The sequence below is a fragment of the Rhizobium metallidurans genome, from assembly GCF_014196505.1.
In the GTDB taxonomy this organism is placed as follows: Bacteria; Pseudomonadota; Alphaproteobacteria; order Rhizobiales; family Rhizobiaceae; genus Rhizobium; species Rhizobium metallidurans.
The window spans coordinates 134,385-146,310 of the sequence record NZ_JACIDW010000009.1; the positions used below are offsets into that span (position 1 = coordinate 134,385).

15 protein-coding genes are annotated in these 11,926 nt (G+C 59.5%); 8 read left to right on the plus strand and 7 right to left on the minus strand.

Annotated elements, in window-relative coordinates:
• Window positions 1-11: 11 nt before the first annotated feature.
• Together GGQ67_RS15030 and GGQ67_RS15035 are read right to left on the minus strand one after the other, a co-directional pair.
• Complete coding sequence (locus tag GGQ67_RS15030) at window positions 12-743, minus strand: Crp/Fnr family transcriptional regulator (protein ID WP_183900948.1); 732 nt, start codon at window positions 741-743, stop codon at window positions 12-14.
• A gap of 93 nt (window positions 744-836) precedes the next feature.
• Window positions 837-1,226 carry a response regulator gene (locus GGQ67_RS15035; protein WP_183900949.1) on the minus strand — a complete coding sequence of 130 codons (390 nt, stop codon included), beginning with the start codon at window positions 1,224-1,226 and terminating at the stop codon, window positions 837-839.
• Window positions 1,227-1,417: 191 nt separating this feature from the next.
• Here GGQ67_RS15035 and GGQ67_RS15040 point away from each other — a divergent pair, with 191 nt between their 5' ends.
• Window positions 1,418-1,921 carry a sigma-70 family RNA polymerase sigma factor gene (locus tag GGQ67_RS15040; RefSeq protein ID WP_183900950.1) on the plus strand — a complete coding sequence of 168 codons (504 nt, stop codon included), beginning with the start codon at window positions 1,418-1,420 and terminating at the stop codon, window positions 1,919-1,921.
• A 194-nt stretch (window positions 1,922-2,115) separates the two neighbouring features.
• On the opposite strand, the gene GGQ67_RS15045 is transcribed toward GGQ67_RS15040, so the two are convergent.
• The gene (locus GGQ67_RS15045; RefSeq protein ID WP_183900951.1) at window positions 2,116-3,195 is read right to left on the minus strand and encodes an alanine racemase; all 1,080 of its coding nucleotides are present in this window, start codon (window positions 3,193-3,195) and stop codon (window positions 2,116-2,118) included.
• Between the two features lie 188 nt (window positions 3,196-3,383).
• Here GGQ67_RS15045 and GGQ67_RS15050 point away from each other — a divergent pair, with 188 nt between their 5' ends.
• The 6 genes from GGQ67_RS15050 (at window position 3,384) to GGQ67_RS15075 (ending at window position 7,734) form a co-directional block, all read left to right on the plus strand.
• Window positions 3,384-4,226: a transporter substrate-binding protein gene (locus GGQ67_RS15050; RefSeq protein WP_183900952.1), complete on the plus strand. Its 843-nt coding sequence runs from the start codon at window positions 3,384-3,386 to the stop codon at window positions 4,224-4,226.
• A gap of 98 nt (window positions 4,227-4,324) precedes the next feature.
• Window positions 4,325-4,987, plus strand: a complete 663-nt coding sequence (locus GGQ67_RS15055) for an amino acid ABC transporter permease (RefSeq protein ID WP_183900953.1) — start codon at window positions 4,325-4,327, stop codon at window positions 4,985-4,987.
• 5 nt (window positions 4,988-4,992) lie between these two features.
• Window positions 4,993-5,652 (plus strand): amino acid ABC transporter permease, encoded by a 660-nt coding sequence (locus GGQ67_RS15060; RefSeq protein WP_183900954.1) that lies wholly within the window; start codon window positions 4,993-4,995, stop codon window positions 5,650-5,652.
• Between the two features lie 12 nt (window positions 5,653-5,664).
• Complete coding sequence (locus GGQ67_RS15065) at window positions 5,665-6,435, plus strand: amino acid ABC transporter ATP-binding protein (protein WP_183900955.1); 771 nt, start codon at window positions 5,665-5,667, stop codon at window positions 6,433-6,435.
• Window positions 6,436-6,462: 27 nt separating this feature from the next.
• Window positions 6,463-6,852 carry a RidA family protein gene (locus GGQ67_RS15070; protein WP_183900956.1) on the plus strand — a complete coding sequence of 130 codons (390 nt, stop codon included), beginning with the start codon at window positions 6,463-6,465 and terminating at the stop codon, window positions 6,850-6,852.
• A gap of 75 nt (window positions 6,853-6,927) precedes the next feature.
• Window positions 6,928-7,734: an IclR family transcriptional regulator gene (locus GGQ67_RS15075; protein ID WP_183900957.1), complete on the plus strand. Its 807-nt coding sequence runs from the start codon at window positions 6,928-6,930 to the stop codon at window positions 7,732-7,734.
• Between the two features lie 14 nt (window positions 7,735-7,748).
• On the opposite strand, the gene GGQ67_RS15080 is transcribed toward GGQ67_RS15075, so the two are convergent.
• From GGQ67_RS15080 to GGQ67_RS15095, 4 genes are all read right to left on the minus strand, one after another.
• Window positions 7,749-8,078 (minus strand): RidA family protein, encoded by a 330-nt coding sequence (locus tag GGQ67_RS15080; protein WP_425503790.1) that lies wholly within the window; start codon window positions 8,076-8,078, stop codon window positions 7,749-7,751.
• A gap of 164 nt (window positions 8,079-8,242) precedes the next feature.
• The gene (locus GGQ67_RS15085) at window positions 8,243-8,761 is read right to left on the minus strand and encodes a DedA family protein (RefSeq protein WP_183900959.1); all 519 of its coding nucleotides are present in this window, start codon (window positions 8,759-8,761) and stop codon (window positions 8,243-8,245) included.
• A gap of 286 nt (window positions 8,762-9,047) precedes the next feature.
• The gene (locus GGQ67_RS15090) at window positions 9,048-9,452 is read right to left on the minus strand and encodes a hypothetical protein (RefSeq protein WP_183900960.1); all 405 of its coding nucleotides are present in this window, start codon (window positions 9,450-9,452) and stop codon (window positions 9,048-9,050) included.
• Window positions 9,453-9,754: 302 nt separating this feature from the next.
• A complete protein-coding gene (locus tag GGQ67_RS15095; protein ID WP_183900961.1) occupies window positions 9,755-10,636 on the minus strand; it encodes a MurR/RpiR family transcriptional regulator in 882 nt (293 codons plus the stop codon).
• Between the two features lie 305 nt (window positions 10,637-10,941).
• Between GGQ67_RS15095 and GGQ67_RS15100 the strand changes: the two genes are divergently transcribed.
• Window positions 10,942-11,826, plus strand: a complete 885-nt coding sequence (locus GGQ67_RS15100) for a metallophosphoesterase family protein (RefSeq protein ID WP_183900962.1) — start codon at window positions 10,942-10,944, stop codon at window positions 11,824-11,826.
• Window positions 11,827-11,926: the final 100 nt, after the last annotated feature.

Below are 11,926 nucleotides of genomic sequence, written 5' to 3' on the forward strand. Positions count from 1 at the left end.
CGATCGGGAGACTACATGACGGGCTCGTCGACCGCGACGAGACGCGCATACTCGCGTTCCGACAATCCATAGCTATCGCCGGCGATTTGCATCAACTTGCCTCGGTCGAGGATCCTGATGTTGCCGCGCGTGGCCTTGATCGCGTGGAGGCCTTCGGCGATGTGCAACTGGTCGGTCACGCCGGAGCGCCGGACGCCAAGCATCAGCGCCAGGAATTCGTGCGTCAGCGGGAGATCGTCGGAATCGACCCGGTCGTGCGACATCAGCAGCCAGCGCGCCAGCCGCGCCGGTACGTCATACCGGGCATTTGCCAGTGCCGATTGGGCGACCTGGATCGACAGGTACTGCATGAAGCGCAGGAAAAGATCGCGTGCATCCTCGTTCGCAGCGAGAGCCTTGTTGAACACCACGACGGGAATTCTGATCCCCTCTCCCGCCACCTGCATGTAGGTGCTGGTCGGTGTGCGATCGGCCTTGAGGATGACGTGCCCGCCGGCCATCGCCTCCCTGCCAAGATGTCCAACCTCGACGCTCTGCCCGCTCTCGCTTTTGGCCACGACCGATGCGATGCCGGACTCAACGAAATACACGAACTCGGTGCGGCGATTGGGTGTGATCAGGGAATGGCGCAAAGGCAAATCCATGCGCTCCATATGCGGTTGCAGCGTCCGATAGGCCGCCTCGGGAAGTCGCTTGAGAAGGTGGTTCGTCACCTTCAAGCGGTCGATCGTCATGAATGACATGCCGGCTCCTCCGCGAACTCTTCGACTGAACTCAACCCGCGACAACAGCCAAAGTTCCCGGAAAGCACCGTGACACCATGAGGCTGATACGAGCTAGCGGATGGTCGCCGGCTCGGCGAGGCCGCAGGCACGCGTGATCGCCATCGCAAGCATTCTTTGATCCGCCGGCTTTGTAAGCCACTCGCAGGCCTTGAGCATGTCGTTGTCTGCGTCGGGATCCGGCGAACGACCAGAATAGACCACTGTGGGGACAGTTAGGTCGGCGAGAGTGCGGATGAGCTCATCTGCGATCTCATCTTTCAAATGATAGTCGATGATAGCGATAGCGGGTGCCACGGACTTTAGCCAGGACATAGCCGCATCGATCTTGGAAAAGGTCACGACCTCGTCATATCCAAGTTCTTGCAGCGTCTCCTCAAGTTCAAGCACGATAAACAGCTCATCCTCGACGATCAACGCGGTCTTCTTGTCTTGCGCGTTCATCGGGATGAACTGTAGCGCCTGGCATGAGTTACAATCGCAGCAAGCTTCAACGTACGGTTCCGCACAGTGATCGGTTGTAGAAAGGCAGCGCCGTCCGAAGCGTTGCGCACCATTGTCGAAACCGTACGGAGAAGCGGCAAAACGGAACAAAGCCGTGCCGGCGCGCTTCCTTTCCCATTGGAGGACGCGACATGATCTATCAGCAGATGACGAATTCCTTCGAGGAGGATGTCGTCGACCTCATTCCCGCATTGAATTCCTTCGCCAGGACATTCCACCGCAGCCAGACCGATGTCGATGATCTCGTTCAGGAAACATTGACGAGGGCCCTTGGCAACATCGACAAATTTCGCCCCGGCTCCAATCTCAAATCGTGGCTTTTCACGATCATGCGCAACCTGTTTTGCTCGCGCTTCCGGATCGGCAAGCGCGAGATGGTCGGATTGGAGGAGTGCGTTTCGGACGCCGGCAGCGTGGCCGCAGATCAGGAATGGCGGATACGGGGCCACGAACTGGAGCGCGCCTGCGGCGGGCTGAAAGAGCCCTTCAAATCCGCTTTCGAATTCGTCTTCATCGACGGCCGCACCTATGAAGAGGCCGCCGAGCACTTTCACGGCGCTACCGGTACCGTCAAAAGCCGCGTCAACCGCGCCCGCCAGCGCATCGCCGCGGAGTGCGGAGAGGCAGTAGCTTAGGCTCCGGCGACACTACAGCGGCTGCAGTTCCAGAGATCGGCGCTCGGATACCAAAGGTGGCGACGGGCACTCGTGTCTCTTCTAACCCTCTCATCCTGGCTTCCGTCACCCTGCACGCTATACGCTGGACGTTCTCAACCCGGACCGTTGTCCTTCCCGTGTCTGCAAGGCATCGATCTGCTTGCCTTTCCACATCAGACCAAGCGGCCGCGCGCTGCAACAGTCCAGCGTTCCGGCGCCTCACCGCCTTCATCGACGACAAGAATCTCGTCGACCATGTTGGTGACCACGCAAGCATGATTGGGCACGATCCTGACCTTGTCACCGACCGAAAGACCGATTGGGCCGGTGCTGACAAGCCTTCCATGCTCTTCCGAAAGCTGATCGATAGCGATGTCGTCACGACCGAGCACGTGGCCATAACCGGCAAGGCCGAGAAGATCGGAGGTCAGTGTTTTGGAACCCGCGTCGATCACCGCACGATCCACCGCCGGAACGGAGATGACGGTCGCGACCACCGTCAGCGCGCAATCTTCCCAGCCGCAGGCGCCGCGTGACACAAGCGAGCGGTCATTATAGACATAAGTACCTGGCCTGTATTCGGTCGTGACGGGCGCATCGGCCGCATGCATCATCGACGGTGTTCCACCCGAAGTGACGACCGGCACGGAGATTCCATTTTCCTCGATGCCCGCCTTGGCTTCCCTCATGAACGCCTCCACTGCCGCTTCGGCGCCGATCGGCGGATAGGTCATGAGGCCGCCAAACACGAGGCCCGGCATTCCGGCTATGAGCTTCGCCAGCGAAACGGCTTCATGGGGTGAAGCCACGCCGCAGCGGTTTGCCCCGGTATTGCACTCCACGAGAACCGCAAGCGGCGCGCGCGAATCCTTGAAGGCGGCGGAGAGCCCCTCGACGACCGTGCGGCTGTCCGCGACGACCGACAAATTCACCTTCTCCGATAGCGCGCGCAGGCGCTGCAGCTTGGCTTTCCCGACAATATTATAGGTGATGAGGACGTCGGTTATGGCTTTGCTGCCCTGCACCATGGCCTCGGCCTCGGATACCTTCTGGCAGGTGATTCCGCACGCCCCTGCCTGCAGCTGCATCTCCGCGATGGCTGGTATCTTGTGTGTCTTGATATGAGGGCGCACCCGCAGCTTGTGGGAATCCGCATACTGCTGAAAACGTTCAATATTCTTTCTTGCCACGACCAAGTCGACCAGCACTGCCGGCGTATCGATTTCAGTCAGAACGGCGGCTTCAATTGACACCGGATTACCCTCGACGAAAAAATGCTGCACTGCCGAAAAAACAGTCAGCGGCGTGAACTGCGTATTTTTTAGCTGCCTCTATTGACAATTCATTGCCGATCGAGCTTTCTATGTCAATCCAATAAAGCAGACACATGTCCGGTATATTGGACACCAGGTCGCCGTACTTGTCAAAAAAGGGGAATGTCATGACAGTTTCTTTCCGCGCCAGCCTTGTTGCACTGGCTGCAGCCACGCTTCTTTCCACGCCGGTGCTCGCCGCCGACGGCAGCAAACTCGATGAGGTGCTGGCTCGCGGCAAGCTCATCGTTGGCACGGGCAGCACCAACGCCCCGTGGCACTTCAAGAGCGCCGACGACAAGCTTCAGGGCTTCGATGTCGACATGGGTCGCATCATCGCCAAGGCCCTGTTCGGCGATGCGGAAAAGATCGAATACGTCAATCAGTCGTCCGATGCCCGCATCCCGAACATCACGACCGACAAGGTTGACATCACCTGCCAGTTCATGACCGTCACCGGCGAACGCGCCCAGCAGGTCAACTTCACCATTCCCTACTATCGCGAAGGCGTGGGCCTTATGTTGAAGGCTGACGGCAAGTATGCCGATTATGCCGCGCTCAAGGCCGCCGGATCGTCCGTCACGATCTCGGTCCTCCAGAACGTCTACGCGGAAGCCATGGTCCGTGCGGCCCTTCCCGAGGCGACCGTCGATCAGTATGATTCCGTCGACCTGATCTACCAGGCGCTCGAATCCGGACGCGCCGATGCGGTCGCCACCGACCAGTCCTCGCTTGCATGGTACATGACGCAGAACCCCGGCCGCTACAAGGACGGCGGCTATGGCTGGAACCCCCAGAGCTATGCCTGCGCGGTGAAGCGCGGAGATCAGGATTGGCTGAACTTCGTCAATACAGCCCTGCATGAAGCCATGACCGGCGTCGAATTCGACACCTATGCCAAGTCCTACAAGACCTGGTTCGGCAAGGACCTGACCCCACCGCAGATCGGCTTCCCGGTCGAGTTCAAGTAAGTCGAATACACCTATTCATGCACGTCCGATGACGATGCGGAGCGGGATCTCATCCTGCTCCGCTAGCCATCCGTTTCGCCTGCCGGAAGGCCGATCCGATGAATTACACGCTGAATTTCGCCGCCGTATGGCGCAACTTTGACGGACTGATAAACGGCCTGGTGCTGAGCCTCGGTCTGGCCGTCGTCTCCATCCTGATCGGCGCAGTGATTGGCCTCGTCGTGGCCTTCGCATTGATGTCGAAAAACCCTGTGGCGGCGATGCCCGCGCGCCTTTACGTAACGATCATCCGCAATCTGCCGATCCTCGTCCTGGTCCTCTTCGCTTATTTCGCCTTGCCGCAGATGGGCGTCAGGCTCGACAAGATAAAGAGTTTCGTACTCGTCCTTTCGATCTACTCCGGTGCCTATCTTGCCGAGGTTTTCCGCGCCGGTCTCCTGTCGATCCCGCGCGGACTGACCGAGGCGGGCCTTGCGATCGGGCTGACATCCACGCAGATCCGCAAGTCGATCATTGCGCCGCTGATGTTCCGCAACGTACTGCCCTCCCTGTCATCCACGGTTATCTCCCTCTTCAAGGATACGTCGCTCGCCGCCGCCATCGCGGTGCCGGAACTGACCTTCGCCGCACGAAAGATCAACGTCGAAAGCTTCCGCGTCATCGAGACCTGGATGGTCACGTCGGCGATCTATATCGCAACCTGTTTCCTCATCGCCTTCGGCATGCGCTTCATCGAGCGTCGCCTGGCCCTGCCGAGGTAATCCCGATGTCCCAGTCCTTCCTCGACCAGCTCTGGATAGCCCGCTTCGTCATTTTGAACGGGCTTGGCATGACGGTCTCCATTTCGATCCTCTCCATCATCGCGGGTTCGGTTCTCGGAATTTTCGTGGGCCTTGCGCTCGCCTATGGCAAGTGGCCGCTGCGCCTTGTCGTACGCGCCTATACCGACATCATCCGAGGGACGCCGGTCCTCGTTCTGGTTCTCGCGAGCTATTACATCTCGGCTGCGGCGGGACTTGACTTGAAGCCCTTCTCGGCCGGCGTACTGGCGCTGGCAATCTTCTGTTCGTCGCACGTGGGTGAAATCGTCCGAGGCGCGCTTCAGGCCATTTCAAAGGGCCAGACCGAGGCCGCCAAGGCGATCGGCCTCACCTTCGGACAGACCTTCACTTCCGTGCTGTGGCCGCAAGCAATGCGCCAATGTCTACCCGCCTGGGTCAACACCGCCGCGGAAATGGTCAAAGCCTCCACCCTGCTTTCGGTGATCGGCGTCGCGGAATTGCTGCTGCGAACGCAGGAGATCATCTCGCGCAATTTCATGAGCCTCCAGTTCTACTTCCTGGCCGGAGCGCTCTACTTCGTTGTCAACTTCGCGATCGAGCGCTTCGGCAAGTATGTCGAGCGCAAGACTGCCCTGCCATCCTGAGGAGGCCGAGCCATGGCCAAGACAATTCTGGAAATCAACGGCCTGCGGAAGACCTACGGCCAGAATGAGGTTCTCAAAAGTGTCGACTGCTCGGTCGAAGAAGGCGAAGTGATTTCGATCATCGGTTCCTCCGGCTCGGGCAAGACGACGATGCTGCGCTGCGTCAACATGCTGGAGGAATTCCAGGGCGGAACCATCCGCCTCGACGGGGAGGAAATCGGCTATCACGTCGAGGGCTCGACCCGGCGTCGCAAATCCGAAAAGGAAATCGCCCGCCAGCGCGCGCTGACCGGCATGGCCTTTCAGCAGTTCAATCTCTTCCCTCACATGACGGCCGCTGAAAACGTCATGCTCGGCCTGATCAAGGTCAAGAAGATGAAGAAGCCCGAAGCGCGCGCCATCGCCGAGAAATGGCTCGATCGCGTCGGTCTTGGCGCTCGCACGAACCATTTTCCAGGCCAGCTTTCGGGCGGACAGCAGCAGCGTGTGGCGATCGCTCGCGCAATCGCCATGTCGCCGCGCCTGATGCTGTTCGATGAAGTGACCTCGGCGCTCGACCCGGAACTTGTCGGCGAAGTGCTGCAGGTCATCAAGGGTCTGGCCGCCGACGGCATGACTATGCTGCTCGTGACCCACGAGATGCGCTTCGCCTACGAGGTTTCATCAAGGGTCATTTTCATGAACCAGGGCGTCATCTGCGAAGAAGGTGATCCGAAGGAGATGTTCGTCAAACCGAAAACCGAGCGGCTAGCCGAGTTCCTGAAAACCTCGAGCTTCAACTAGAAGAAACAAGCAGAAAGAGAAAACACAATGACGATCAAGCGTTACGGCACCGGAGAAAAAGGCGCCGGCGGCCAGCCGTTGCCCTTCGCGCGCGCCGCCGAAGCCGGCGGCTGGCTCTATGTCTCCGGCCAGGTGCCGATGGAGAAGGGCGAAATAGTCCCCGGCGGTATCGTCGCGCAGAGCCACAAGGCCATCCAGAACATGATCGCCATCCTCAACGAAGCAGGATACGAGGTTGAGGATATCGTGCGCATCGGTGTATGGCTCGATGATCCGCGCGACTTTTGGAGCTTCAACGGTGTCTACGCCGAATACTTCAACGAGAACCCGCCGGCCCGTGCTTGCGTTCAGTCCCACATGATGGTGGATTGCAAGGTCGAAGTCGACTGCGTGGCTTACCGCGCGGACCGCGCATAACGTTAATTTCGAGACAGCCCCATCGTAGCGCCCGGCGCGTTGCGATGGGGCCTGATTGTCAGATTGGAGACACGCATGGCTGAGTCCGCCTCGGATACGGCAACGCGACGCACACGGGGGCTGGATCGCGCTTTCGAGATCCTGGAATTCCTGCGCGTGAAGCGACAGCCCATGCGGCCCAACGAGATCGCGTCCGAGATCGGCGCACCGCGCTCATCGATTTACGAGCTCGTCAACCTGCTGCTCAGCCATGGCATGCTCGATTATTACCAAGACGATGGCCGCGTGTATCTCGGCCGCCGCCTTTATTTCCTCGGCACGGCCTATGCCGAACAGTTCGACCTGATGCGGGAATGCGACCGCATGTTGATCCGGCTGGCGGAAGAGACGCGCGAGACCGCGCAGATGTGCCTGCTGGAAGGGCGAAAGTATACTGTTGCCATGATGCGGGAGGGCATTCGTCCGTTCCGCATCTCATCAAACGTCGGTGAACTGGTGTCGATCGCATGGACGGCGTCAGGCCGTCTTTTGGTGTCGCATCTTTCCGATCAGCAAATCCTCGACCTGATCCCGCCCGAAGATTTTGTCCTTCCGAACGGACGCCGGCTCGACCCGGCCGATTTCATCGGCCAGGTTCGCAGCGCCGCGAAGGATGGTTACTTCACTTTCAACAGCGAGGTCGAGAATTTCACTCATTGCTTCGCTGTGCCGATCCATCAAGCTGATGGCGCCTGTATCGCGACCTTGTGCCTCGTCGCTCCGCGAGAGGACGGGCTGCGCAATCGCGATGCCTACCTCGACAGCTTGCTCAGAGCCGCTGGTGAAATTTCAGAAAAGCTCGGCTTCCAAATCGATCGAACGAGGCTTGGAGCAACCGCTTAGCCTCCGATCAGCCGTTACTTCGCGGCGATTGCCGTCATTTCCACGAGCAGTTCAGGACGGGCCAGACGCGCTTCGACGGTTGCGCGTGCCGGCGCGTGGCCCTTCGAAACCCACGCATCCCAGGCTTCGTTCATCTCTTCGAAGCCGGACATGTCGGCCAGATAGATATTGACGCTGACGAGATAGTCCTTGGTGACGCCCGCGCTGCGAAGCGTGTCCTCCAAATCCAACAACACCTCCTCCGTCTGGAGCCTCACACTCTTGCCACGCGTCGCCTCGGCGACATGACCCGACAGAAAGATCAAGTTCCCCACGACAACCGCATCACTCCAGCGATCGGTCAATCCTATTCTCTCGATCATTTTGAACTCCACGCTGATGTTGACGGTATGAGGTTAGTCGGGTTGCGCGGACGATCTACAGGCCTCTGCGACTTGTGACAACACCAACCTGGCGCTGCCGCAGAGCCGTCATGGTCGAATGCCCAAAGAACGTGCGGTGCCCAGAACTAGATAAGGCTGATCCCCTTGATCGCCAACCAGCTGGGAAGGAGCATGACCGGAACCCAAACGATCGCCGAGACGACATTTGCGACCTGAAATCGAAACATGTCCATCCGCATCATCCCCGCCATGAACGGAACGGTGCAACGCAGGGGGCCCAGGAAGCGACCCATGAATACCGACAATGGACCGTAGCGACGGAAGAACGCTCTTGCCTTCGCGGCCCGCGCTCGGTGCTTCTTTCCCCATGGACTATAGATGATCCGCCGCCCCGACGTGCTGCCGATCCGGTATGACACGATATCTCCCAAGACGGCGCCGAGGATCGTGGCAGCCACCATCGGTATTGCGTCGATCGCCCCGGAGGCGACCAACGCCCCGGCAACGATGAACAGAGGCGTCGCCGGCACGAAAAATCCGATGACAAAGACGGACTCCGCGAACGCAATCAGTCCCATGATGACCGGAGCCCAGCTCTGATTGGCCTTTATGAAGTCTATGATAATTGAAACTAGAGTGTCCAAGTGTCGATCCTGATTCGCGCCACGAAACTAGTCGTGCCGAACTGACGAAAGCCTGACACAGATAGGGTGAGGCCGCGCCGACGAGATTATTGGTTTTCCGTCTGCCTGGCGCCGGGTCCTTACGTGACGCGAGCCAGACGGAGTTGGGAACGGTTGGTGCAGCGCCCTAAATCACAACCAGCGGACAAACCACGAAGGTGTGCACGCGACGGCATCATCAGGACGCTTCACGGCGACTTGCTAAACAAGGCAGTCGCGAGATAGCCTCTGGCCAGCTGACTACGCCCTAGCGCAAACGCCCGACGATACGGCCAAGAATCATGGCCAGCATCGGCAGCATGAAGAGGGCGACCATGCCCAATCCCCAGACGATGACGATCAACGGCTTCACTATCATGGAAGCCAAGCCATATGCCTGTGAGATAAAGCCGCTTGAACCGACGAGCTTCACCGTCTCGCCTGCTTGCTTGCCGCCCCATGTTTCAGCGACACCGGCGCCGCCGTCGACGACTGTGGTCGCCGCTCCCGCGGCCCAGGCAAGGATAGGGTCAGCCATCACATAGCCAACCCACGCGACTGAGGACCATCCCGCCATCAAAACCAGGATCAAAAGCCAGACAAAGGGCTTGACCCGGGTCGGTCGTCGGTTCCCGTTTGCCGGGCTGGAATTCGGGCTCTGGTAGTAGTTCATGATGCACTCCTGGTTTGCGCGGCTTTGGCCGCGCGCGGCCCGTGTTGGTCAGACACGGGCACGTCAATCAAAAAAACGGCGCGGGAAGGGCCCGTGCGAAGTCCCCGTGCCGAAATGCCGGGCCCTGCATTGCCCGGATACCGTTCGCGGTAGACGCTTTGTTCTCGATCATATCGCTGAACCTTTCGCTCAAGACACCCTGATACGCCACTGAACTGCAAGGTGGGTTCTCATGTAACTAGAGGGTCAAGGGAGTGCGACAAATTTGACCAGCGGCGACGATTGCCGCCTTCTTGGCCCCGTCAAACGCGCTTGGCCGACAACACGTCGAATGTCTTTGCGATCGTCGCGGTGGATCGTTCGTAGTCGGCCAATGCCAGGCAGGCAATCAGCGCATCGACGACAGCGAGTTGGGCGATGCGGCTGGTCATCGCCTCCGTTCGAAATTGAGTTTCCCTGGCCAGCGTGTGCAAGACGATGTCGGTATATGCCAGTAGCGGCGTCTTGCCGAAATTCGTGATGGCGATGGTCGTGGCTCCCGCTTCCTTGGCCAGCCGTGTCGCGGTCAGTGTTTCGACCGTGCTTCCGGAATGGGAAATCGTGATGACCACCGTCGACGGATCGGCAAGCGATGCCGTGATCGCTTGCACATGGCTATCCACGCTCGCCCGCGACATGATGCCGATCCGCAGCAGCCGATAGTTCGCGTCCTCGGCGATCGGCGCAGCACTGCCGATGCCGAACACCTCCACCCGGCTCGCCTTGCGGATGGCCTCGACCGCCTGGGCGATCGCCGAAACGTCCAACGCCTTCTGCGTATCCTGCAATGCCTGGAGTCCCGATTGAAAGATCTTCTCGATCACGGTCCCGGTGGAATCGGCTTGGGTCAGATCTTCGTGGATGAATTGTACGGGCTGAACCAGATCGCGGGCGAGCGCCAGCTTCACCTGCTGGAAACCCTTGGCGCCAAGCGACTGGCAAAAGCCGATGACGCTGCCTTCGCTTGCCTCAGAGCGCTCGGCGACTTCCGTCACCGACATGTTGACGACATCCGCGGCGTTCAGCGCAATGAAGTCGGCGATCCGACCGGCCGCAGGCGTGAGGTCCTTCCGCACCGCGCGAATTCGGTCGACGACGCCGGAAAGTTCCTGAGCCTGGGCGGGTCTTCCGCGCTCGAATGCCATCGGGTTCTTCCTTCTCAGGTTGTTCCGCTGCGAGCGCCATGCCGGCCGGATGAGGCCGCCATGCACCTTTGGAAACCGCGCGATGCTTACCAAAATTACCTCGATGTCAAAGAGATAGCCTTTGGCATGCAAATCCAGATGAGTCGCGTTCAATTCTCGTCTCATGGGTCGAACATCAGATGAGGAATCCTCAATGTCAACGATAAAACTACTGAGAGTTATTCATCAAACTGTCATGCAGGCTGTCTAATCGTGCTGGCAGCGGCGGGCCGAGCTCATCTTCAGCCCCGATCAGGAGACCTCTTTTGAAGATCGCCATCATCACCGATATCCATCATGGCCCCCTCTCCCATACCAAGGACGAGAGCTGGGATGGACTTGCCCATGTTCGCTCGTTCGTTGCTCGCGCTGTTGCCGAGAAAGTGGATCTGCTGCTCGATCTCGGAGACCGCATTTCGGATACGAACCATGAGACCGACCACCGCGTCGCATCGGAATTGGCCGATATCTTCAAGACCTATCCAGGCAAGCGGATCCACATCCTCGGCAATCACGACGTCGACAACCTCACCGTCGCCGAAAACGAGGACATCTTCGGCCAGTCGATGGCGAGCAGCGTGCACGATCTCGGCGACATCCGCCTGATCGCCTGGCAGCCAGGTGTCAAGATAGAGATGGGGATCGGCCTGCCCAAGGCAGAGCCGGCGCTGGAGTGGCTGGTGGAGGCACTGAATGCCGACGAGCGTCCGGCAATCATCGCGACGCATGTTCCCTTGTCGGGACATTCGCAGACCGGCAACTACTATTTCGAGCGCAACCCCCACTACTCCAGCTATCCCGACCATGCCGTGGTGCGCCGCGCTGTCGAGGCAACCGGCAAGGCCGCCCTCTGGCTTTCCGGCCATGTCCACTGGAACACGGTCAACAATGTCGGCAACGTCCAGCACATCACCATCCAGTCGGTCAGCGAGCGTTTCACCACGCATCCAATCACGGCTGCCGCCTATGCAGACGTCGAGATCAAGGACGGCCAGTTCACCGTCGACGTCTTCGGCAACGATCCCTTCCATGTTCGGCTGCCGTTCCGCAAATCCGGCGACCGTCCGTGGATGGCGCCGTGTGGCCCTTTCACGGAAGCGGACAGCCAGCGCGAGATACGCCAGCGCGAATGGGAATTGAGCCGAGCTTGATCATCTCGGCCGGCGCACCTCTGTCGAGCATGCATAAATGGCCGCAGTCGCGGCCGTTTTGCGGCCGGCGTGACCGGTCTCGATCAACGCAAGACCGGCG